The sequence below is a fragment of the Microvirga rosea genome, from assembly GCF_020595095.1.
Classification (GTDB): domain Bacteria; phylum Pseudomonadota; class Alphaproteobacteria; order Rhizobiales; family Beijerinckiaceae; genus Microvirga; species Microvirga rosea.
In genome coordinates this window covers 335,396-355,013 of the sequence record NZ_JAJDOP010000004.1, presented here as the reverse complement: position 1 = coordinate 355,013, position 19,618 = coordinate 335,396, and the positions used below count along the sequence as shown (strand labels likewise).

Sequence of the window (19,618 nt, the reverse complement as noted above, 5' to 3'; positions counted from 1 at the left end):
GGCCGATCAATACCTATGCGTCTCGTCTCAATTTCCGGCGATCTGAACCGTCCCATGGCTCCGTTTGGTGCTGATGAGCAGGCCGCCGACGAAGGACGCCAGGGCCACGAGGGTAAGAATTCCGCTTCCCATCCGGCCAAGCTGCCAATCAAAAAGGCCTGCGCCGACCCGAACTGCGACTGATGCATGAAGCAGAAGCAGGGGCGCGTAGAGAATTGGAGCGTAACGCAGGCGTAAGCGGGCCACTGCCGGTAGAATGATGAGCGCATGCCCGAACACCATCGAGAGAACGAAGCCGATCAGGACTGCATGCAGTGCAATATCGTAAGCGAAACTGCTTTGGCCGGTGGAGAACACGATCAGAGCCACCCCGGTCAGTCCCAGCCATGTGTAGCCGGACAACATGCATGCTGCCATGAAACGGGTCTGGCCGGTGCGGAAAATGTTGAGACGGGCGATGTCGTGCCGCAAAAGCCAGAGAGTGGTGATAAGAAGAGCCAGCCCGAAGAGGATCGCCCCGTTTTCGGTCAGCAGGCCGTTTTGAGCGCCCGCGACGAGCAGGCCCACGGCGAACAGAAACAGGGCCTCGCTCCCACGGCGTTGGGGCATGAGACGGCTGAGCTCCAAACGTTCACCGGCGATGGTCAGCACCAGGAAAGCGAGCCACCAGCCCACCAGATCCGGAATGGCGTGGCCCGAAAGCCAGAGCACGTTTCCCGCGAGCCAAGCGAGCGCACCGAATAGGAGGGTGCCGGTGAACACGGCCGGCTGCTGGATCGTGATCTGTAGCGACGCTCCGGCCAAAACGATAGCGGCGGCGGCATATGCGGCGGCACCCACGGTCTCCGGCGCACCTGTGAGCAGGAGAAGGGTTCCCAGCCCGGAAAGCACCGGAGCGGCGTAGCTCCACCTCCGGCCCAACGCGACCGCCCGTTCCAGGCTGATCAGCGTACCGAACAAGCCGCAAATCATCAGGGGGCCATGCAGGGAGGCAAGGGTACCACCGAGGGGAAGGGGCCATCCCAGCCGCGCCATCGCCCCCCAGAGCCCGGTCAGCAGGCTCAAGCCGCCGAGGACAAGAAGCACAAGGCGCAAGGCCATCCGAAGCCGGAGGGTCTGTTCGGGCCTGGACAGGGGTGCCGCCTCAAGAGCTGGTGTGACGGATGCGCTGGACATTGGATGGTTCTCTTGATTGACCCAGAAAACCTATCGGGTCGCCTGCCGCTGCGGTCGGCTCAGGAGTTCCCGGCCTCGGCCCGTGACGAGATCCGGATTCCAAGGCGGATCCCACACCAGCGCCACGCTGATCCGTGGGACGTCTTGGAAGCGATGGGCCAAGCGCTCGCGCGCATCCTCGACGATCATTTCGCCCAACGGGCAGGCCCGGGTCGTCAGAGTGAGCGCCACATCGATGCCGTCATCGCCGCGCTCGGCCCGGTAGACGAGGCCAAGGTCGACGACACTGAGGCCGATCTCGGGGTCCATCACCTCCACGAGACAGTCGAGGATATCGGCGTCGAGGGGTTTGGACCTGGCTGGGGTGGGCATGGGCTTTGTTCCTTGAAGCGGCCCAACCTTCGTCCACAAAGCAGGAGGGTTCTTTGTCTAGGAGCAAACATGGCCCCGAAACCGGGCCGACGGGAAAGGAAACCTTATGGGTCAGGTCCGTCAGCCGACGACGTGGCCGCGGCCAGGGGACCTGCTGCCAAATGTGATGGAAGCTCGTCGGCCGTTTCCATATCCAGCCACGGAATATCCGCCTGAGCTGATCCGATGCTTTATTCGGGCAGGTCTTCGGCCAGCATAAACAGCTTGTGCGGCTCGCGGATGATGATCCTCTGGCGTCCGCCTTCGACCAGCCCTTGGCTTTCCCAGGCGCTCAGGACGCGGCTCACGGTGTGTAATGTGGCGCCGGTCATCTCGGCGACGTCCTGGCGGGTGATCGGGAAGTCGATCTGGACGCCCGCCTCGACCTTTCGGCCGGCCTGCTTGGTCAGGCGGAGCAGGACATGGGCGATGCGGCGTTCCACCTGCTCGGTCGACATCTCGACGACGCGCGTGTGAGCATCCTGGAGCCGGTTGCCTACGGTCTGCAGCGTATTGACGGCAAGGCCCGGATGGGTCGCCACAAGGCGGGGCCATGCGGCCGAAGGCCAGACCAGGGCAATGCTGTCCACCACGGCCACCGCCGTCGCCGGATAGGTTTTGCGACCGATCGCCATGGCGACGCCAAAAACCTCCCCGGGAGCGACGAAGCGAACCACGACCTGCTGACCGTCCGGGGTGAGCTTGAACACGCGCAGGTGTCCGTGCAGCAGGATAAAGAAGGAATGCGCCTCCTCGTCCTGCTGGAAAACGTTCGTGCCCTTCGGATAGCGCATCGACTGTGCCTCCTGGAGCAATTGGTCAATCTGCTCCGGGGCAAGGCCGTCGAAGATCGGGACATTCGCCACAAGGGAACGATCAACGGCCGCCATATCACCTCCTCGGTCCGAATCGGACAATCGCCGATTATGGGCGCCGCCGATCTTGGATAAAAGCCGGCGCCTGACAACCGTCAGGTACGGCTTTCGGTTCAGGTCGGCGGGCGTGCGCTATGGTTTGCGCGCCCGGTTCGGGTCCTGTCTCTCCAAATTTCCGGCCCCGATCATATCCTCGGCGCCGCGGGCCGCCGCCGCCCGGATGTCTTCGAACAGCAGCGCGATCTCCCTAAAGACGCTCAGGTCCGGCTCGTCCATGGAAATCGTGTCAAGTTCGCCGACCAGCTCGAGAAGAGCCGCGATGCGGTCCGCCTGGTGCTTGGCATCGAGGATCAGTCCGCGGAGCTGGCGCCGGGTTTCGAGCGCTTCGAACCGCTCCAGGGCGGCATCGACCTTGCTCCGGCATCGGCAATCAAGATCAAGACCGGTCAGAACCGTGCGGACACGGGCCAGCAAGGGAGACTGACCGGTCGAGGGAGCCTGATCCGGTTGGCTTGCAACTTCGTGCAGGGTCGGTCCCATCGGCACTCTCCGTCTTCTTCTCAAGCATGCTACCCACGGCAAAGCCCGGGCTTTTGGCCCGGGCCTCGAATGTGACGATGAGGATCGATCAGTGGCCGCCGGTCGACTGGGCCGACTTCTGCGGATTGTAATCCTTGAAGATCGCTTCGTTCTGCGGCCCTTCGACCTGGAGAATGCCTGCCAAACCACGCTCGACCCGGCTCAGGGCATGGTCCACCAGGATGTAGTTGCCGGGGACCTCAACCTTGAAGTCCACGATGCTGGCGCCGCCGGGAGGGGTAGTGATCGTCTGCACGTCCTTCAGCGGCCCACTGAGCGAAGCCAGCGGATAAGCCTTGTCGAAGATTTCGCCGATCACGTGGAAAGACGAGGTGTAGTTCGGGCCACCCACGCCGAAATAGATCCGTACGGTTTCACCGACCTTGGCCTTCAGCGGGTTCTTCTTCAGAGCCTCGGTGCTGCCATTGAAGATGAAGTATTCCGGACGTTCGCTCACCAGCTTGTCGTAGCTCTCCTCCACAAGACCCTTCGTGCCGAAAGCCTGCTCGGTGTAGATCTCACCCTGCATGACGTAGAATTCGTGATCGACCTTCGGCAGACCTTCCTCCGGCTCGACGAGGATCATCCCATACATGCCGTTAGCGATGTGCTGAGCCACCATCGGGGTGGCGCAGTGATAGACGTACAGGCCAGGATTCAGAGCTTTGAACTCGAAGCCGCGGGTCTCGCCCGGTGCGGCTTCGGTCGCTTTGGCGCCGCCGCCAGGGCCGGTCACGGCATGGAAATCCACATTGTGCATCATCATGCTGTCGTCGTGGTTCTTCAGCTTGACCTCGACGGTGTCGCCGACCTTGACCCGGACGAAAGGTCCAGGAACCTTCTTATTGAAGGTCCAGTAGTGAAAGGTCGTGCCGTCGGCCAGATCTCCCGTCACCTCGACGGTTTCGAGATCGACCTTGACCCGCTGCGGGCCACGCTTGCCGATGGGACCCGGCAGATCGTCCGGCAGGCGCACCACGTTGGCGACCGGCTCGACCGCGGCATGGGCATGCGCTGCGGCGGCGACCTTGTCACCAGCGTTGGCTGCGAGCGGAGCGCCGAGCCACGCCGCAGTGGCAAGGGCTATAACGGCAGCGGTCGCAAGCAGCGGCCGGCGTCCCGGGATCTTCAGGGCCTTCATCATCGTCTCCTCTGTGGGACCGCCTGGCGGATCATCGTGGTCCGTCATCGGATGAAGACCTTCTACTCCCCCGCCTTCTCAACCTATTTGTTGCAGCGCAAATATATCGTCGAATGCGGCCGGCCGGAGAGTTTCGGCCAGAATCCTGAGGCAGGTCGGCTTCGGATGAGGCGGCCGACCCAGCGTCACGCGTAATGACATGACATTGATTCAGCGCAAGGAGGCCACCTGGGATTTCCTGTACTCACTCTCGCATGAAGAGCGGAATTCCTCCCGGAGGGGCGCCGCCGCATGCAAGGAATGACGCCATGAGAGACGATTTGAGAGCGCGGTATGGTGAAGAGCGGCTCCCCCGCTACACGAGCTATCCCACCGCGCCGCAGTTCTCCGACACCGTCGGCCCCCATTCCTATGACGAATGGCTGACCTCCCTGCCGGGTGGAACGACCGCTTCGCTTTATCTTCATGTGCCGTTCTGCCGCTCCATGTGCTGGTACTGCGGTTGTCACACCACGATTACGCAACGGGACGCGCCGATTGTCGATTACCTGGATGTTCTCCGCCGGGAAATCGGACTCGTCGCAGAGCGCCTGACCGGGCCCTTGCCTGTGCGCCATATTCATTTCGGGGGCGGCACGCCAACGATCATGCAACCTGCCGAGTTCATGGACCTTGTCCAACTGATGCGGCAAAAATTCTCGCTCGATGCGGGAGCCGAGGTTGCCGTCGAGATCGATCCACGCACCTTGACGCGCGCCATGACGGCAACGCTCGGTGAGGCGGGCGTGACCCGCGCCAGTCTTGGTGTGCAGAGTTTCGATCCGGTGGTCCAGCGCGCGATCAATCGCATTCAGAGCTTCGAGCAGACGGCACGGGCGACGGAGGGTTTGAGGGCCGCGGGAGTGCGCGGCGTGAACTTCGATCTCATATACGGACTTCCGAACCAGACGGTGGAGTCCTGCATCGACACGGTGCGCAAGAGTATCGAGCTTCGCCCCGAGCGCTTCTCGGTTTTCGGTTATGCGCACGTCCCATCATTCAAAAAGCACCAGCGCAAGATCGACGAGGCCGCGCTGCCGGATGGCGTGGCACGCTACGAGCAGGCGGAAGCCATCGCCGAAGCCTTGATGGATGCCGGCTACCGCAGAATCGGCCTCGATCATTATGCGTTGCCGGAAGACTCCATGGTGAGGGCTCAGATCGACGGCGTCCTGCACCGGAACTTCCAGGGCTACACGACCGATCCGAGCGATGTGCTCATCGGATTCGGAGCTTCAGCGATCGGGCGGCTTACTCAAGGATACCTACAGAACGAAGTGGTGCTGGGACGTTATGCCGAACGGATCTCGCGTGGCGAGTTCGCCACCGTGAAAGGTTATGCGCTTACTCCGGACGATCGCCTGCGGGCAGACCTGATCGAGCGTGTCATGTGCGACTTCCAAGTCGATGTGGCGCAGATCTGCGGTCGCCACGGCGTGAAGCCGGAGACCATCCTGCAATCCATCCCGCGTTTGCGGATGTTGGAAGGGGACGGCATTATCCGGCTCGACGGCAATGTCTTGTCCGTGAATGAGGACACGCGTTTCCTCGTACGAAGCGTCGCTTCCGCGTTCGATGCCTATCTCGGCCAATCGGGCAGGACACATAGCCGCGCGGTTTGATCCGCGATGACGCCCACGGGAGCCGGCTCAAGCCCGGCTGCCGTGCGATTGCCATACCCTGCTTTGGAGTGACGAGATCGGTTCCTCGGCGCGCGATTGATCAGGCGCAAGTCCGCACCTGGTAGACGTCGCCTGTCTTGGCGTTGCGCTCTTCGTGAATCGGGCACTCGTGCCAACTGCGATATTTCGGATTCTGACTGGTCGTCACCGAAGGGCAGGAGACCGGAATGGTGATGTATTCGTTGGTGAGATGGTTGTAGGCATTCTTGTAGACACATTCGGCGGAGGCGGGCCCTGCTGCGACCAGGAGCAGGGTGGTCAGGATCGCTTTCATTGACATGGCTGTTGTCTCCTTCCGTAGGGTGATTTCAAGCAGTGGCGGCAAAATCGCGTCTGTCGTTCCGGACGTCGATCCCGAGACGCTGGCGAAGAGCAACTCGCGGTGCGACCATATCGGCCAGAGTCACTTCATCGAGCGAAGCGAAGAAGGCTTCCATGGCGCGGTTCATGGAGCGGGTGAGCATGCAGGCCCCGCTCAGGATGCAGGTGGCTGGTCCGTTGCCCAGGCACTCCACCAGGCGCGTATCGTCCTCGAGGGCGCGAACAACCTCTCCCATGCGAATCGTCGAAGCCGGTTTGGCAAGCTTCAGCCCCCCGGACCGTCCGCGGACGCCCGTGACGTAACCGAGGCTGACCAGGGTCTGTGCGACCTTCATGAGATGATTGCGTGACAGCCCATGCCGTGTCGCAAGTTCCTCAATGGTGACGAGGCGTTCCTCGATCACCGCGAGGCTCATCAGCAGCCGTAGTGCGAAGTCCGTATGGAATGTCAGCCTCATTGGAACTCCTAAAAGAAGCATTTACAATACATCTTTTGCGGACTATGCAAAGAGGCATTCAGGAAGCATTTTTCTTGACGGGTGCAATGACCGCAATTTCCATGATCGAACCGGCAAAAGGCGTCACCGAGGATATGATCCGGCGCCTTGTGGAGACGTTCTACGGTCGTGTTCTGCAGGATGAGATACTGGGTCCGATTTTCAGGCAGGCTCTCGCGCATCGCTGGAGCGAACATCTCGCGATCATGGTCGACTTCTGGTCGTCAATCGCCTTGCGGACCGGACGGTACCAGGGCAAGCCGCAGCAGGCTCATAGGGGCATGGCGCTGGTAGAAGGCCATTTCGGGCGCTGGCTTGCTCTCTTCGAAGCAACCGCACGTGAGGTCTGCGAACCCGATATCGCCGAGTTCTTTCTCGACCGGGCCCAGCGCATTGCCGATAGCCTGCAGATCGGCCTCAACATCGGCCCAAAGGCCTTGCATCTGCCCAGCCGCCCCGCCACCAACGGCGCCTGCGACTGAGCTAAGGATCGTCTGGCGCGCGCAATCTATCGGACGAGTTGGCGGTAGATGGCCGGCAGGGCAGCGGGAAGTTTCGCTACCTGGCCGACGATGGCATAGCCGCCTCGCCCGAAGAGCGTGGGAAAGTACGACTGCGCTTCACGATCCACCGTTACTCCAAAGACGGTGACGCCTTCCCGATGGGCTTCCATGACGGCGCGTCGCGTATCCTCGATGCCGAAACGACCTTCGTAATAATCGACGTCGTTCGGCTTGCCGTCCGTAAGCACCAGCAAGAGCTTCTGTCGATTCGGACGCTCCGCAAGTTTTGCTGTGGCATGGCGGACGCCGGCGCCGATGCGCGTATAGTAACCGGGCTTCAGCGCTCCGATGCGGCGTACGACAGTCTGGCTCATAGGCTCGTCGAACTCCTTCACGGTTTCCACCCGCACCCAGGAGCGGCGACGGGATGTGAAGGTCATAATGGAATAGGAGTCTCCACAGGCCGCCAATCCATGCGCCAGTACGAGGAGGGCTTCCTTCTCCACATCCAGCACGCGCCGGTTGTCCACCCACGCATCCGTCGACAGGGACACGTCGACCAGCAGCGTCACCGCCAGATCATGGGCTTGTCGCTTGCTTGCAAGATGGACGCGGTCCGAGCCGGATCCACCTGACAACAGGTCGCTTCGCGCCCGGACCAGGGCGTCGATGTCGAGCTCCTCGCCATCGGGTTGGGCCCGGAGAATCTCGTGCTTTGGGCGCAGCGCCTCGAACTGGCGGCGTACGCGACGGATGCGGCGCCGTGTTTCGTCGTCCGTCTCCCAGAGCTCTCCCTGCTCCGACGCCCGGGCCGCGAGCACCCGGCATTGCTTCGGCAGATAGGCTTTGCGCGTGTAGTCCCACTCCGGGTAAGTGAGATCAGCCGTAAGAGACGTGGCGTCGACAGCTTCGGGAGGCAGATCGAGGTCGAACTTGAGCTTGGTGGCCGGCTTGCCCTTATGCTGCGAGAGTGGAATTTCCTCCATCTCATCCAGGGCCTTCTCGGCATTCTCGTCGTCGTCATCATCGGACGGACGATTGACGTTGACCATCTCCGCCATGGCCAGGATCTTCTCGAACCTGTTGAGTATGAACGGATCCCTGCGCTGGGATTGATCGGCTTCGCGCTGGGCGGCGAAACGCTTCCGGGTATCCGACGCGGCAAGGTTGCTTGGGCCAGCAGGCTCATCGCTGCGGTTCGGCGCCTCACCCACCCGGGCCCATGTATCGCCCCACAATGGAACGGGCAGGAAGGGCTGGTAGCCAGCAGGGGCGACGTCAGGGAAAGCCGGATCGCCGATATCGCTGTTCCAAAGCGGAGGCGGCGTCGCGTTTTCGTCGTCCAGCAGCGAAAGCACGATCTGCTCGATCCTGCTTTCCGCAGCCGGCAGCGGACGTTTCGGTCGCACCTCAATCATTGCAGCGCAAAGCTCCCGGTAGATGTCGGACAAACCGGGGCATTCCGTCAAAACCGCTGCGACGGTCTCCTGCACTCTTCTGAGAACAAGGATGTCTCGACGCAGCGGATCGGCCTCGAGGATGGGCTTTACGGGGACATGGGCAAAATAGGCCGCAAGCCACAAGTACAGCGAGCGATTGAGGACGCTCGACGGAAACAGCTCGATCCGAGGCGGTAGGAACAGAGTGGCGGTATCCCGGCCCGCCTGCTCCAGGCGCTCCTCGGTGACACCGAGCCGTTGAAGGAAATTCAGACGGTGGGCGGAAGCGCGGCTCGCGGTGCCGGCCAGCTGAACTCCGGCCTCGCCGCCGAGTCCGCGGAAGAACACGGCCAGATATCCGCGGACTTCATCAAGGGAGACGCCAAGCTCGGGGTATCGCGGGTAGGTGGCCGCGCGACCGACGAGACGGTGCCAGAATTGACCAACGGTTTCTTCAAGCTCCAGGAAGTCGAGCATGGCGGATCTCCGAGTCAGCCCAAGGTGGCGCGGGCTACTTCGACAAGTGCTTTCTTGACATCGATGTCGTCGGTAAGAGGCTCGATCATGGAAGCCGTCACAGCTTCTTCGGGAGAAACTCCCGCAGCGATCAGGGATGCGCAATAGACCAGAAGCCGTGTCGAAACGCCTTCCTCCAAATCCTGTCCCTTGAGCGCACGCAGGCGTCTCGCCAGCACGAGAAGCGGGCGGACCTCATTGGCGGGCAGGCCGCTCTCGGCCGCAACGACGGCGAGCTCGTGATCCAAGGGGAGGAAGTCGAATTCGATCGCGAGAAAGCGTTGGCGGGTCGAGGGCTTCAGCGATTTGAGCAGTGTCTGGTAGCCCGGATTGTAGGACACCACCAGCATGAAGGCGTCGGGCGCCTGGAGCTCCTCTCCCGTGCGGTCGAGCGGGAGGATGCGCCGATCGTCGGTCAGCGGATGGAGCACGACGGTCACATCCTTGCGCGCCTCCACGATCTCGTCGAGATAGCAGATACCGCCTTCGCGCACGGCGCGGGTGAGGGGACCGTCTGCCCAGACGGTATCGCCGCCCTTCAGAAGATAGCGGCCGGTAAGGTCGGCGGCGGTCAGATCGTCGTGGCAGGATACGGTGTAGAGCGGCAGGTCGAGCCTGGCTGCCATATGGGCGACGAACCGAGTCTTGCCGCAGCCGGTCGGCCCTTTCAGGAGAAGAGGCAGGCGTTTGCGCCAAGCGAGCTCAAAGAGATCGCATTCGTTTCTGGCAGGGACATAATAGGGAAGCTCAACGGCCGGTTCGGGGGCTGCTTGCAGAAGAGGTTTCATCGGGAAAGTCCTTCAATTAAGAGATGCGCCGGGAGCGGGGTGGCCGCGTGCGGCCACCCCATCAGGCTTATTCGGCAGGCTGCAGCCGTTGGGTCACGCGCGGTGCGTTCTCACGTCCGGGCACCAGCACTGCGTAGAAAAACATCAACGCGGAGATCAGCACGAACACGCCCGAGCCGAGACGGATCCAGTAGAACAGGGCGAGCTGGTCCTGGACTTCCATGTAGGACTGGCCAAGCACGCGCTGCAGGTGGACCTGAAGGATTCCCGCGAAGGTGAGGGCGAACGTCATCACCGACATCGCCGTGCACATGATCCAGAAGCTGACGATGCTCAGCATCTGATTGTAGGGAGCGCGGCCGAGAACCTGCGGCATGGCATAGGCCATCACGGCAAGGTTGAGCATCACGTAGGCGCCGAAGAAGGCGAGGTGGCCGTGTGCAGCGGTAACCTGCGTGCCGTGGGTGTAGTAGTTCACCGACGACAAGGTGTGCAGGAAGCCCCAGACGCCTGCGCCGAAGAAGGCCATCACCGAGCAGCCGATGGACCAGAGGAGCGCAGCCCGGTTCGGGTGACGGCGGCCTGCTTTCCATGTCATCTGCACGGTGAAGATAACCATGGTGAAGAACGGCGCGACCTCGAGCGTGGAGAAGAGCGAACCGATCCACTGCCAGTAGCCGGGCGCGCCGATCCAATAGAAATGGTGGCCCGTGCCAAGGATGCCCGAGAACAGCGCCATGCCGACGATGACGTAGAGCCACTTCTCCACGACCTCGCGGTCAATGCCGTTGAGCTTGATCATCAGGAAGGCGAGGACGGACGCCATGATCAGCTCCCACACCCCCTCGACCCACAGATGGACGATGTACCACCAGTACATTTTGTCCACGGCAAGATTCGATGGGTTGTAGAAGGAGAACAGGAAGAAGATCGCCACACCCCACAAGCCGAAGAGAAGGATGTTGGTGACCACCGTCTTGCGGCCCTTGAGCACCGTCATGGTGATGTTGAACAGGAACATCAGGCAGACGACGACGATGCCGACCTTGATGATGAAGGGCTGCTCCAGGAATTCACGTCCTTCGTGAATCTTGAACATGTATCCGACGACCGCGATTCCGGCAGCGATGAAGAACATCCAGAATTGCAGTTTGGCGAGAAACGGGCTGAAGAGCTCGTTCTCCGTTTCTTCCGGAATCAGGTAGTAGGTTGCGCCCATGAACCCGATGAGGAGCCACACGATCAGCGCGTTGGTGTGAATCATCCGGACGATGTTGAAGGGCAGAAGCTCGGACAGGGTGTTGGGCAGGACATAGATCGTGCCGGCTAGGACGCCGAACAGGACCTGAGCGAGAAACAGGGCCAACGCTCCATAGAAATAGAGCAGAGCGACCTTTTGTGTTTGATATTTCATGATGAGGATCCTGATCTCAGCCAGCTTTGTTCGGAGGCCAGTTCTGGGTCTTGATGCGGCTGGTCCATTCCAGGAAGTCGGCGAGGTCGTTGAGTTCCTGGTCGGTGAGATTGAACTGAGGCATCTGCCGGCGCCCTTCGATGCCGGAGGGCTGCGCGGCCATCCAGGCCTTCAGCATCTCGCGGGCCGTCGCCGGGTCCTCCTTGCCGCCCCAACGGTCCCACACATTGCCGAGCTCAGGAGCGAAGTACGCTCCTTCGCCGAGGATCGAGTGGCAGTTGATGCAGGCGTTTTTCTCCCAGACGTGCTTGCCCCGCGCGACGGAGGTCGAGAGAGTGGAAACGTCGGTCGACGTGGTGTTCATGTAGTAGTGGCTGTGGGCCGTCAGGCCCACGAAAATGGCGAAGAAGAAGAACGAGCCCCCGTAGAACACGTTTCTCGCCGCGGATTTGGTGAGGACTTCAGCCATCACGCTATCCTTTCTGTTGTGGCAGTGGATGACAGGTGCGGCTCATGCCGCAGACGCGTGGACGTCATGGCGGTTTCCATGAATGGATGGCTGAGGAAGCGGGGTCGGACATGCCAACGTGCCTTGGTTTGTGTCAGGCACCGGATGGTGCGCTTCACTCTGATGACAGGTGCCGCGAAACTGCTCTTTGCTCTGGAGCAAGCCTGGCAAAGAATGGCCTTTCAGCCATGCAGCACGGGAAAAGCGGTGGCGCCCCAGGCGATGAGGGTGATCAGTCCGAGCCAGCAAAGGAACAGAACCTGCCAGCCGCTCGGAACGCTGCGCAGCTTGAGGAAGTCCATCAGCATCCAGCGGCCCTTGGCGAAAACGGCGGCGAGAATCAGGCCGTTGACCGCAAGGCTGCCGAGTCCGGAATGGCTTGCGGCGAGGCTGAGAACAGTCAGCAGAACGAGGATGCCCCAAGCCTGCGTGATTTGCCGAGCGGTATTCCGGGACATGTCATTATCCAACCAGGTAGATAAGCGGGTACATCACGACCCAGACGAGATCGACCATGTGCCAGAAGGCCGTGCCGGTCTTCAGATTTTCAACGCTGTCCGAGAAGGCGACGGCCGCCAGGATGGCGATGCCCAGCACCACGTGAAGAAGATGAAACCCGGTCAGCAAAAAGTAGAGCGTGAAAAACGTGTCGGTCTCAATGCCGATCCCGGCTTGGCCCTTGGCGATATACTCGGCGAGCTTGATGGTGATGAAGACGGCTCCGAGCGCCATGGCGCCGCCAAGCTGTAGCCGCGCCGTTGTCCGGCGTCCTCCAGCCCGGCTCTCGACCGCCAAGGCGGCGAGCCAGCCACTGGTGATCAGCACAAGCGTGTTGATGCCGCCAAGGGCCGGATCGAGCTGCGCCTGGCCGGCGGCGAACAGATCCGGATGAACGGCGCGCGTGACTGCGAATGTGACGAACAGGAGGCCGAAGGTCACGACTTCGGTTAGAATGAGCACCCACATCATCGGGTGTCCGGGCAGGTCCGAGAGAGCGCCCCAAGGGCGATCTTCTTGTGCAAGGTCCATTACTTTTCCGCTCTGACGGGTTGGCTGATGAAGCCTCGTATCGGTCGCGACCGTACTTTTCGTTGCGGTGGCTCAAACAAATCCCCAGCGTTCTCGGCCATAGAGGGGCTGGATTCGAAAACCGGAGAGCGCCGATGAGCGATGCACAAGTTGGTTTGGTGATGGCGACCCCCCTCATCATCATTTTCGCGGTGATGCTGTATCGAATGGGGGTGCTGCGCCCGACCGGCACTATCGCGGCCGTGACCCTGTCGATCGTGATCGCTGTCAGCCTTTTCCTCACTCAGTAGAGCGCCAAGGCTATCCTCAAGCCACGAGGGCTATCGAAGTGCCTTAAGGCCAGCGAGGGGATCCGGACCGATGAGAAGTGCATGGCCCTGCAGCACGAACCAGACATAAAGGGCAAGAGCAATCAGAGCCGGCAGAGCGAGCGGGCATAATGAGCGCCACCGAACTCTTCCCGAGAGAAGGGCTGCGAAGGGAAGGATGGAGGTTCCGGCTGATAGCTCCCGCCAACGCTTTGGACCGAGGCGCTTATACGCTTTGAGGTCGAGCAGCACGAATCCGAGCAGGGAAAACAGGATCATCGCCCCAAACAGCAGGAGCGCAACTCCTGTGCCGTTCGGCGGAATATGGGCCATTGCCCAAATCAGAAACGCCCATAGAACCGGGTGTCGCGTGATGGCCGTGACAGGGCCGGGCTTGCAGCCGTTGCGAATGGAGATCGAGAGAGGGTTGGCGGTCATAAGGCCGGCAACCAGGAAGAACGTTGCCACCGGCATTGTCACAAGCGGGACGTGCCATTGCCATGGGGCCGGGTCCCAGAGCCACACGGTTTCCGCGCGTTGAGCGGCCGTGATCAGCCAACCCAACAGAACAAGGGACAAAACGGAATAGGCGGTCATGTAGACCGTCCGGCCCATCAGTGCGATCAAGTGGGCTCTCAGCCCGCGGCTGGCCGGTATCAGGTGTGCTCCCAGGAAGGCAGCCAAAGCCAGGTAGAACTCGATCATACTCAAAGTCTTTCTGAGCGATGATGGGCCGGCGGCTCTTTGGTTCCTCAGGCCGCGCGGCTGATGCGGACTCGCCAGAGTTCGGGACCTTCCTCTTCGTAGTCCCAGCCGAATGCCCCCGGCCGTTGAATATTGAACTGATAGAACAAGGGCCGTGGATCATGATCGTTGACGAGCAGGAAAGCCTCGCCGGGGGTCAGTTGATCGAAAGCGCTGAAGATCAGGCTATGCCGCATCCTCGGCATGATCTGGCGGACGTCGATAACGGTCTCGGTAACATTGCAACTGCACATCGGACAGCATTCCTTGATGCGCGGCCGGGATAGGCTTGGCCGCAGGCGGCGATGAGGTTCAGGATGTCGGGCAGATCCTGATGGATTGGACGCCGATGCGTGCGAGTGGTGAACAGGAGCAGACGGCCGCAAAGGGAGCCTCGTCTTTTCGTATCGGCACCCTGACCTTGGCTGTCGGAGGCCGCAGCTTCTTTGCTCTGCGTCAAACAAAAACATCAATGATCGGCCCGCGCACCTGGTTCTTGTTGCTGCGCAAAGAGCGCCGGCAAAGTGTCTGCTATTTTCAGACAATGCAACGAGAATGCCGCCTGGAGGCTGTGATGAGGATCGAATCCACCCAGCTTGTCGACGAGATCATGCGACGATGGCCCATGACTATCCGCGTGTTCCTGAACCACAAAATGCGGTGCGTCGGGTGTCCCATAGCCTGCTTCCATACGATCGATGACGCCTGTCGCGAACATGGCGCGGATCGGGCAAAGTTCCTGGCGGACCTGCAGGAGGCCGTTGACGGAGAGCCGGATCCTTCGAAGCCGGGGGAGAGGAAAGTCCGTTGGATCGGAGCTGGTTGAGGAATAAATTCTATAAAATGCCGCAGAACCAGGAATTTCGTTTGATCGGACAGGTGATTGAGGCAAATCAATGCGCCGTTCCGTCAAAGCATGGATCCTTGCAAGGTGACAGGAGAGGTTCATGGGTTTTGACGAAGCGGACGAGCAGCCCAACAAGCTTGGCGATGCCGGAGTGGAGGCCAGTGGTCTCAAGGGGGCCACGGGAGATGAAGCTGGGGACCGGATTCGCGGGATGGTCCTCGGGTGCCTGGAATGTATGGAAGGTGGCCAGTGTCGCCGAGGTCTCGACCAGGAGCAATTGCCGCCAAATTGCATGGGGCAGGGCGTTTGGCTCGACTCATGACCGGGCTCCAATGGCGGGTCAGTCCCAAGGCGTCACGGGCAGGAGCACTCCCTACAGTGAGTTGACACGAGGAGATCTGTTCTCATGAGGAAACCGTATCTCTGTCTCGGATACGGGAGCATGGCGCTGGCCGTGCTCGGCCTTTTCCTTCCCCTTCTGCCAACAACTCCCTTTTTGATCGTGGCTGTCGGGTGCTTCGCTCGTTCCGATCCCGAGCGGGCAAAGCGGCTCTATGATCACCCCCGTATTGGGCCCCTCCTCACGAACTGGCGCGACACGGGGAGCATATCGCTTCAGGCCAAGACCGTGGCCGTCGGGACCATCTGCCTCTCTTATGCGACGGTCCTATGGTCGACGGATAGCAGGTTTCTGCATCTAACCGTCGGGCTTCTGATGGGCGGTATCGCGCTCTACCTGATCACCCGGCCTCGACCGATGGCAACACGCCAAGCGAGTTCCACTGAAGCCGAACTCCATGGCCTTCATGCATCGCAGAAGTAACAGACAGGCAGACAACTTGCGCTCGATCAATTTCCCGGCGGCGACGCAATGCTACAGAAGGCCTGGTTGCGAGCCTGGAGACGTGAAAAATGACCCGTAAGCAACGGCGCCTGACCCTCATCGGAACCGGGCTGACCATATTCGCCGCCGCGCTGGGCCTCGTGTCCTTTGCCATGCGTGACACCATCGTGTTTTTTCGCACGCCCAGTGAGATCCAGGCCAACGGCGTTGCCCCGGGCACGCGCTTCCGCTTGGGCGGGCTCGTGCAAGAGGCGTCGGTCCACCGCGGCGGGGATCAGACTATTGCCTTCAGGGTCGCAGATGCGAACGGGGTTGTAAGCGTGCAATACCGAGGGCTTTTGCCCGACCTGTTCCGTGAAGGCCAAGGGGTTGTGGCCGAAGGCGTGCTCGATGCTGCCGGAATCTTCAAGGCCGACGCGGTGCTCGCCAAGCACGATGAGAACTACATGCCTCGAGAGGTGGCGGACGCCCTCAAAAAGCAGGGCCACTGGCAGGGCGAAGGTCCTTCGGCGACCGGATCGCAGTAGCATCCGCATCTGCAGGACGCGCATCCCATTCCCGTTGTTGAAAGCTCCGAGATCACTTCCATGAAAGTCCAACGTCTTCGCCGCGCGACCCTCTCCTTCGTGGTCGTCACCGTCGCACTCGATCTTTTGGCCTTTGGCGTGATCATTCCGGTCTTGCCGCGCCTGATCCAGAATTTCCTGGGTGGGCAAGTCGTCAGTGCCGCACAGGTTTACGGTCTTTTTGGTCTCACCTGGGCTGTGGCCCAGTTTTTCGGTGCGCCTGTCATGGGTGCATTGTCCGATGCGGTCGGGCGCCGCCCTGTCATCCTGTTGTCCAACGTCGCCCTTGGGCTCGATTATCTGCTTATGGCGGTCGCTCCCAGCGTGGGCTGGCTCCTGCTCGGCCGCGCTGTCAGTGGTTGGGCGTCGTCCAGTTTCACAACGGCCTTCGCCTATGTGGCCGACGTGACCGATTCAGATCGCCGCGCCGCCGGATTCGGCGCCATCGGTGCAGCATTCGCCTTCGGCTTCATTGCGGGACCGGCGCTTGGCGGCATGCTCGGCGCCATCGACCTGCGTCTCCCGTTTTGGGTAGCCACCGGACTGTGCTTGGCCAATGCAATTTATGGCATCTTCGTCCTTCCGGAATCGCTGCCGCAAGACCAGCGGACGCCCTTCACGTGGCGCAAGGCGAATCCTGTGGCCGCCCTGCAGCTGTTGCGGTCGAGTCCGGATGTATTCCGCGTCGCTTCGGTGATGTTCCTGTCCAACTTGGCCCACGAGGTCTTCCCGGCGGTATTCGTGCTCTATGCTGGCCATCGCTATGGCTGGGACCAGGTTACCATCGGCCTTGCCCTTGCAACAGTCGGCGTTGCCTCCGCCGCGGTTCAGGGCGGACTCGTGCGCCGAGTCGTCCCGCGTCTTGGTGAGCGATCAACGATGGCAGCAGGCCTTTGCTGCGGCATTATCGGTGTTCTGCTCTTCGGTTTTGCTCCAAGCGACGGCTGGATCTGGCTGGCCATCCCCATGGCTGCGCTGTGGGGGCTGTTCGGCCCTGCCGCGCAAAGCCTCATGACGCAGCGGATCGCGGCATCGGAACAGGGACGGCTGCAGGGCGCGCTCAGCAGTTTGCGGGGGGTGAGCGGCCTTGCCGGCCCTATCCTGTTCACCGCAAGCTTTGCCGCAGGTGTATCGCAGCCCGGTCCGGCCCTCGCCTGGGGTGCCCCGTTCTTCGTCGCCGCACTTCTCCTCCTGGTGGCGCTTGTAGCCGTTGCGCCTGCCGCACTTGGGCGAAAGCCCATTGGAAGAAAGACAGCTTCCCGAATGCCGCGGGGCCTGAACGATGGGTCGTTGCTGGCCCGGCACCGTGCCTGACGGGGATCGAATCATGAGTTTCCGGCAGGGTGATCGGAAGCTGCAACACTCTTGCATGTTCTCAACCGGTGCTCGCGGAGCGAAGCCCGCTCGAACGGCAGGCAGAGATGTGGCCGAGCCGTGACATTCAAGAAAAACCCTTTTGTTTGACGTGCCGCAAAGCTGCACGCCAGTGGCCATGCGACAAGGCGCGATATCGCCTCGGAGGTCGCCAATGACATCTTTCACCGACAATCCTCTTCTGCGCTATCTGGGCCACGGGGCCGCCGCCGCTGCGCTCCTGGGAGGAATGGCCCTGATGGCCTTCACCGCAGGGCTGGCGTTTCTTGGAGCGATGGTCGTGCTTCCGATCGGGATCGGACTCATGGCAGCACGGCGTCGTGTTCAGGGAGATCCAGATATGGCCGGTGCTATCCCAAGACCAGGGGAGACTTGACCACCGAGCCAGACACTCGACCCTGCATTCTTTTCCGATCGGCAGTCTCGCTGCCTGCAGTCCTTAGGGAACGTCGCATACCAGGCGCTCGCCGAGCCTTCATGACGCGGATTAGCGGCTTTTGAATCGGATGTGTCCATTGATGCTCGTGATTAATCCACCAGATGCCGAACCATCGCCGTGGTTGGGTGATACGCCTGCGCCGAGTGAGCGCGCGTCTGGGGAAGGAAGCCGCATGTCCGATGATGCAATCACGATAGGACTGCTTCAAGGCCTTGAGCCGAGTGTTGCTGAGGACCTGCTTGGTCAGGCGCAACGCCGCATCGTGCATGCTGACGAGCTGCTCTTCACGGCGGGACATCCCGCTCGCGCAGTGCATGTGCTCGCCTCAGGAGCGGCCAAACTGGTTCAAGCCACGCCCAGCGGCGCCCAGGTGATCGTCAAATATGTCAGGCCCGGCGAAGTTTTCGGCAGTCCCGCTCTGCTCGACAAGTTCTATCCCACTAATGCCGTGGCGGTTATCGAGTGCGTGGAGCTGCAATGGCCCTCGCAGTATGTCAGGACCTTCATCGACAGGTATCCGCAGGTGGCGCTCAATGTCATCGGAGACCTTGAGGCGCGTCTGCGTGAAATGGAAGGCCGTTTGCGGGATCTCTCGAACGAACCTGTCGAGCATCGTCTGGCGCGCGCCATTCTCAAGCTCATCGATGTTTTCGGATTGCAGACCGATGAAGGGGTCGAAATTCCGTTCCCCGTGAGCCGCCAGGATCTGGCCGACCTGATCGGCAGCACCCTGCCCACGGTGAGCCGAACCCTTCGTGCCTGGGAGACCCAGCGCCAGATCAAACGTTCCAGACGCCGCTTGGTGATCGCCGATGTCGAGGCCGTGGCCAAGGTGCTCTACCAGGACACTGCTTCGGGACCTAAGTCCAGGCGAAGCCATCGCCGATCTGCAGGGCGGTGACGATCCGATCCGTGGGGCCTGGACGCCTGATCGGATGAGGAATTTCCTGAAAGGGACGGCGTCGCAAAAAAAGTGTTTTTCGGAAAATTGCGACTCCTTGCGCCAAATCAAACAGATCCCGCCTAACGAAGCGTATGACATCTCCTCAAGAGCCGTTCCTGAGGCTCGTCGGAATACACCCCGTAAGGAGAAAGATCATGCGGAAGGTAATCGTGCTCGGTGCTCTTGTGGCGGCTCTCGGATTCGCGGGCGCTGCGGACGCAGCTGAGGTCGAAGTGAAGATGCTCAACAAGGGCACCGAGGGCGTCATGGTATTTGAGCCGGCGCTTGTGAAGGTCAATCCAGGTGACACGGTCAAGTTCGTCGCGGCGGACAAGGGCCACAATGTCGAGAGCATCGAGACGATGATGCCTGCCGGCGGAAAAGCTTTTGTCGGCAAGGTCAACGAGGAGATCGCGGTCACTTTCGACACGGCCGGCGTCTATGGTTTCAAGTGCAAGCCGCATTATGGCATGGGCATGGTCGGCATGGTGATAGTCGGCGAGCCGACCAACATTGATCAGGCGAAAGCGGCAACCCATCCCGGCAAGGCCAAGCAGGCCTTCACCAATCTCTTCGACAAGCTCGGGACGACCAAGGCTGCCGCGCAGTAATGCCAAAGGCCAGAATGCTCCAGG

Annotated in this window: 26 protein-coding genes; 11 read left to right on the top strand and 15 right to left on the bottom strand. The window is 61.2% G+C overall.

From position 1 onward, the window contains the following. Positions 1 to 27: 27 nt before the first annotated feature. The 5 genes from LJD17_RS13150 to nirK all read right to left on the bottom strand — a co-directional run bounded on the left by LJD17_RS13150 (position 28) and on the right by nirK (position 4,230). Positions 28 to 1,176 carry a hypothetical protein gene (locus LJD17_RS13150; RefSeq protein ID WP_227384636.1) on the bottom strand — a complete coding sequence of 383 codons (1,149 nt, stop codon included), beginning with the start codon at positions 1,174 to 1,176 and terminating at the stop codon, positions 28 to 30. A 30-nt stretch (positions 1,177 to 1,206) separates the two neighbouring features. Then, positions 1,207 to 1,548, bottom strand: coding sequence for a metal-sulfur cluster assembly factor (locus tag LJD17_RS13145; protein WP_227384635.1), 342 nt, complete (start codon positions 1,546 to 1,548; stop codon positions 1,207 to 1,209). A gap of 230 nt (positions 1,549 to 1,778) precedes the next feature. After that, the gene (locus LJD17_RS13140) at positions 1,779 to 2,477 is read right to left on the bottom strand and encodes a Crp/Fnr family transcriptional regulator (RefSeq protein WP_227384634.1); all 699 of its coding nucleotides are present in this window, start codon (positions 2,475 to 2,477) and stop codon (positions 1,779 to 1,781) included. A 117-nt stretch (positions 2,478 to 2,594) separates the two neighbouring features. After that, positions 2,595 to 3,002 (bottom strand): hypothetical protein, encoded by a 408-nt coding sequence (locus LJD17_RS13135; RefSeq protein WP_227384633.1) that lies wholly within the window; start codon positions 3,000 to 3,002, stop codon positions 2,595 to 2,597. 88 nt (positions 3,003 to 3,090) lie between these two features. Then, the gene (gene nirK / locus LJD17_RS13130) at positions 3,091 to 4,230 is read right to left on the bottom strand and encodes a copper-containing nitrite reductase (RefSeq protein ID WP_227384632.1); all 1,140 of its coding nucleotides are present in this window, start codon (positions 4,228 to 4,230) and stop codon (positions 3,091 to 3,093) included. A 260-nt stretch (positions 4,231 to 4,490) separates the two neighbouring features. Between nirK and hemN the strand changes: the two genes are divergently transcribed. Continuing rightward, on the top strand, positions 4,491 to 5,843 hold the full coding sequence (hemN, locus tag LJD17_RS13125; RefSeq protein ID WP_227384631.1) for an oxygen-independent coproporphyrinogen III oxidase: 1,353 nt from the start codon (positions 4,491 to 4,493) through the stop codon (positions 5,841 to 5,843). 100 nt (positions 5,844 to 5,943) lie between these two features. Here hemN and LJD17_RS13120 read toward each other — a convergent pair whose 3' ends face one another. Together LJD17_RS13120 and LJD17_RS13115 are read right to left on the bottom strand one after the other, a co-directional pair. Continuing rightward, positions 5,944 to 6,183 carry a hypothetical protein gene (locus LJD17_RS13120; protein ID WP_227384630.1) on the bottom strand — a complete coding sequence of 80 codons (240 nt, stop codon included), beginning with the start codon at positions 6,181 to 6,183 and terminating at the stop codon, positions 5,944 to 5,946. A gap of 28 nt (positions 6,184 to 6,211) precedes the next feature. After that, the gene (locus LJD17_RS13115; RefSeq protein ID WP_227384629.1) at positions 6,212 to 6,682 is read right to left on the bottom strand and encodes an RrF2 family transcriptional regulator; all 471 of its coding nucleotides are present in this window, start codon (positions 6,680 to 6,682) and stop codon (positions 6,212 to 6,214) included. Between the two features lie 86 nt (positions 6,683 to 6,768). Between LJD17_RS13115 and LJD17_RS13110 the strand changes: the two genes are divergently transcribed. Next, positions 6,769 to 7,203: a group III truncated hemoglobin gene (locus LJD17_RS13110; protein WP_227384628.1), complete on the top strand. Its 435-nt coding sequence runs from the start codon at positions 6,769 to 6,771 to the stop codon at positions 7,201 to 7,203. Between the two features lie 26 nt (positions 7,204 to 7,229). Here the strand turns inward: LJD17_RS13110 and LJD17_RS13105 are convergent, their stop codons facing one another. The 6 genes from LJD17_RS13105 to LJD17_RS13080 form a co-directional block, all read right to left on the bottom strand. Further along, positions 7,230 to 9,140, bottom strand: a complete 1,911-nt coding sequence (locus LJD17_RS13105) for a nitric oxide reductase activation protein NorD (protein WP_227384627.1) — start codon at positions 9,138 to 9,140, stop codon at positions 7,230 to 7,232. A 14-nt stretch (positions 9,141 to 9,154) separates the two neighbouring features. Further along, positions 9,155 to 9,967, bottom strand: coding sequence for a CbbQ/NirQ/NorQ/GpvN family protein (locus tag LJD17_RS13100; protein WP_227384626.1), 813 nt, complete (start codon positions 9,965 to 9,967; stop codon positions 9,155 to 9,157). 67 nt (positions 9,968 to 10,034) lie between these two features. Beyond that, positions 10,035 to 11,381, bottom strand: a complete 1,347-nt coding sequence (locus LJD17_RS13095) for a cbb3-type cytochrome c oxidase subunit I (protein ID WP_227384625.1) — start codon at positions 11,379 to 11,381, stop codon at positions 10,035 to 10,037. A 16-nt stretch (positions 11,382 to 11,397) separates the two neighbouring features. Beyond that, positions 11,398 to 11,850 (bottom strand): c-type cytochrome, encoded by a 453-nt coding sequence (locus tag LJD17_RS13090; protein ID WP_227384624.1) that lies wholly within the window; start codon positions 11,848 to 11,850, stop codon positions 11,398 to 11,400. A gap of 221 nt (positions 11,851 to 12,071) precedes the next feature. After that, the gene (locus LJD17_RS13085; protein ID WP_227384623.1) at positions 12,072 to 12,347 is read right to left on the bottom strand and encodes a cytochrome C oxidase subunit IV family protein; all 276 of its coding nucleotides are present in this window, start codon (positions 12,345 to 12,347) and stop codon (positions 12,072 to 12,074) included. A gap of 4 nt (positions 12,348 to 12,351) precedes the next feature. Further along, a complete protein-coding gene (locus tag LJD17_RS13080; protein ID WP_227384622.1) occupies positions 12,352 to 12,918 on the bottom strand; it encodes a cytochrome c oxidase subunit 3 family protein in 567 nt (188 codons plus the stop codon). A 134-nt stretch (positions 12,919 to 13,052) separates the two neighbouring features. Between LJD17_RS13080 and LJD17_RS13075 the strand changes: the two genes are divergently transcribed. Next, on the top strand, positions 13,053 to 13,208 hold the full coding sequence (locus tag LJD17_RS13075; protein ID WP_227384621.1) for a hypothetical protein: 156 nt from the start codon (positions 13,053 to 13,055) through the stop codon (positions 13,206 to 13,208). Positions 13,209 to 13,238: 30 nt separating this feature from the next. Here the strand turns inward: LJD17_RS13075 and LJD17_RS13070 are convergent, their stop codons facing one another. Both LJD17_RS13070 and LJD17_RS13065 read right to left on the bottom strand, forming a co-directional pair. Further along, a complete protein-coding gene (locus tag LJD17_RS13070; protein WP_227384620.1) occupies positions 13,239 to 13,931 on the bottom strand; it encodes an NnrU family protein in 693 nt (230 codons plus the stop codon). Between the two features lie 47 nt (positions 13,932 to 13,978). Continuing rightward, the gene (locus LJD17_RS13065; protein ID WP_227384619.1) at positions 13,979 to 14,224 is read right to left on the bottom strand and encodes a DUF2249 domain-containing protein; all 246 of its coding nucleotides are present in this window, start codon (positions 14,222 to 14,224) and stop codon (positions 13,979 to 13,981) included. A 320-nt stretch (positions 14,225 to 14,544) separates the two neighbouring features. Here LJD17_RS13065 and LJD17_RS13060 point away from each other — a divergent pair, with 320 nt between their 5' ends. The 8 genes from LJD17_RS13060 (at position 14,545) to LJD17_RS13025 (ending at position 19,594) form a co-directional block, all read left to right on the top strand. Then, positions 14,545 to 14,796, top strand: coding sequence for a DUF1858 domain-containing protein (locus LJD17_RS13060; protein WP_227384618.1), 252 nt, complete (start codon positions 14,545 to 14,547; stop codon positions 14,794 to 14,796). A 121-nt stretch (positions 14,797 to 14,917) separates the two neighbouring features. Then, on the top strand, positions 14,918 to 15,139 hold the full coding sequence (locus LJD17_RS13055) for a hypothetical protein (RefSeq protein WP_227384617.1): 222 nt from the start codon (positions 14,918 to 14,920) through the stop codon (positions 15,137 to 15,139). Between the two features lie 84 nt (positions 15,140 to 15,223). Continuing rightward, on the top strand, positions 15,224 to 15,640 hold the full coding sequence (locus tag LJD17_RS13050) for a YbaN family protein (RefSeq protein ID WP_227384616.1): 417 nt from the start codon (positions 15,224 to 15,226) through the stop codon (positions 15,638 to 15,640). An 89-nt stretch (positions 15,641 to 15,729) separates the two neighbouring features. Then, a complete protein-coding gene (ccmE, locus tag LJD17_RS13045; protein ID WP_227384615.1) occupies positions 15,730 to 16,188 on the top strand; it encodes a cytochrome c maturation protein CcmE in 459 nt (152 codons plus the stop codon). 60 nt (positions 16,189 to 16,248) lie between these two features. Next, positions 16,249 to 17,541 (top strand): MFS transporter, encoded by a 1,293-nt coding sequence (locus tag LJD17_RS13040; RefSeq protein ID WP_227384614.1) that lies wholly within the window; start codon positions 16,249 to 16,251, stop codon positions 17,539 to 17,541. A gap of 214 nt (positions 17,542 to 17,755) precedes the next feature. Beyond that, entirely contained in the window at positions 17,756 to 17,977 is a 222-nt protein-coding gene (locus tag LJD17_RS13035; protein ID WP_227384613.1) for a hypothetical protein, read from the top strand. 235 nt (positions 17,978 to 18,212) lie between these two features. Then, positions 18,213 to 18,941, top strand: coding sequence for a Crp/Fnr family transcriptional regulator (locus tag LJD17_RS13030; protein WP_227384612.1), 729 nt, complete (start codon positions 18,213 to 18,215; stop codon positions 18,939 to 18,941). 197 nt (positions 18,942 to 19,138) lie between these two features. Then, complete coding sequence (locus LJD17_RS13025) at positions 19,139 to 19,594, top strand: pseudoazurin (protein WP_227384611.1); 456 nt, start codon at positions 19,139 to 19,141, stop codon at positions 19,592 to 19,594. Positions 19,595 to 19,618: the final 24 nt, after the last annotated feature.

Bases quoted from the DNA above. Each gene is read 5' to 3' on its own strand.
- nirK (WP_227384632.1), bottom strand. From the start codon at position 4,230: ATGACGGACCACGATGATCCGCCAGGCGGTCCCACAGAGGAGACGATG.
- LJD17_RS13115 (WP_227384629.1), bottom strand. From the start codon at position 6,682: ATGAGGCTGACATTCCATACGGACTTCGCACTACGGCTGCTGATGAGC.
- LJD17_RS13050 (WP_227384616.1), top strand. From the start codon at position 15,224: ATGAGGAAACCGTATCTCTGTCTCGGATACGGGAGCATGGCGCTGGCC.
- LJD17_RS13085 (WP_227384623.1), bottom strand. From the start codon at position 12,347: ATGTCCCGGAATACCGCTCGGCAAATCACGCAGGCTTGGGGCATCCTC.
- LJD17_RS13040 (WP_227384614.1), top strand. From the start codon at position 16,249: ATGAAAGTCCAACGTCTTCGCCGCGCGACCCTCTCCTTCGTGGTCGTC.
- LJD17_RS13100 (WP_227384626.1), bottom strand. From the start codon at position 9,967: ATGAAACCTCTTCTGCAAGCAGCCCCCGAACCGGCCGTTGAGCTTCCC.
- LJD17_RS13065 (WP_227384619.1), bottom strand. From the start codon at position 14,224: ATGTGCAGTTGCAATGTTACCGAGACCGTTATCGACGTCCGCCAGATC.
- LJD17_RS13105 (WP_227384627.1), bottom strand. From the start codon at position 9,140: ATGCTCGACTTCCTGGAGCTTGAAGAAACCGTTGGTCAATTCTGGCAC.
- LJD17_RS13150 (WP_227384636.1), bottom strand. From the start codon at position 1,176: ATGTCCAGCGCATCCGTCACACCAGCTCTTGAGGCGGCACCCCTGTCC.
- LJD17_RS13070 (WP_227384620.1), bottom strand. From the start codon at position 13,931: ATGATCGAGTTCTACCTGGCTTTGGCTGCCTTCCTGGGAGCACACCTG.
- LJD17_RS13145 (WP_227384635.1), bottom strand. From the start codon at position 1,548: ATGCCCACCCCAGCCAGGTCCAAACCCCTCGACGCCGATATCCTCGAC.
- LJD17_RS13030 (WP_227384612.1), top strand. From the start codon at position 18,213: ATGTCCGATGATGCAATCACGATAGGACTGCTTCAAGGCCTTGAGCCG.
- LJD17_RS13060 (WP_227384618.1), top strand. From the start codon at position 14,545: ATGAGGATCGAATCCACCCAGCTTGTCGACGAGATCATGCGACGATGG.
- LJD17_RS13035 (WP_227384613.1), top strand. From the start codon at position 17,756: ATGACATCTTTCACCGACAATCCTCTTCTGCGCTATCTGGGCCACGGG.
- LJD17_RS13120 (WP_227384630.1), bottom strand. From the start codon at position 6,183: ATGTCAATGAAAGCGATCCTGACCACCCTGCTCCTGGTCGCAGCAGGG.
- LJD17_RS13025 (WP_227384611.1), top strand. From the start codon at position 19,139: ATGCGGAAGGTAATCGTGCTCGGTGCTCTTGTGGCGGCTCTCGGATTC.
- LJD17_RS13075 (WP_227384621.1), top strand. From the start codon at position 13,053: ATGAGCGATGCACAAGTTGGTTTGGTGATGGCGACCCCCCTCATCATC.
- LJD17_RS13090 (WP_227384624.1), bottom strand. From the start codon at position 11,850: ATGGCTGAAGTCCTCACCAAATCCGCGGCGAGAAACGTGTTCTACGGG.
- LJD17_RS13110 (WP_227384628.1), top strand. From the start codon at position 6,769: ATGACCGCAATTTCCATGATCGAACCGGCAAAAGGCGTCACCGAGGAT.
- LJD17_RS13080 (WP_227384622.1), bottom strand. From the start codon at position 12,918: ATGGACCTTGCACAAGAAGATCGCCCTTGGGGCGCTCTCTCGGACCTG.
- LJD17_RS13135 (WP_227384633.1), bottom strand. From the start codon at position 3,002: ATGGGACCGACCCTGCACGAAGTTGCAAGCCAACCGGATCAGGCTCCC.
- LJD17_RS13140 (WP_227384634.1), bottom strand. From the start codon at position 2,477: ATGGCGGCCGTTGATCGTTCCCTTGTGGCGAATGTCCCGATCTTCGAC.
- hemN (WP_227384631.1), top strand. From the start codon at position 4,491: ATGAGAGACGATTTGAGAGCGCGGTATGGTGAAGAGCGGCTCCCCCGC.
- LJD17_RS13095 (WP_227384625.1), bottom strand. From the start codon at position 11,381: ATGAAATATCAAACACAAAAGGTCGCTCTGCTCTATTTCTATGGAGCG.
- ccmE (WP_227384615.1), top strand. From the start codon at position 15,730: ATGACCCGTAAGCAACGGCGCCTGACCCTCATCGGAACCGGGCTGACC.
- LJD17_RS13055 (WP_227384617.1), top strand. From the start codon at position 14,918: ATGGGTTTTGACGAAGCGGACGAGCAGCCCAACAAGCTTGGCGATGCC.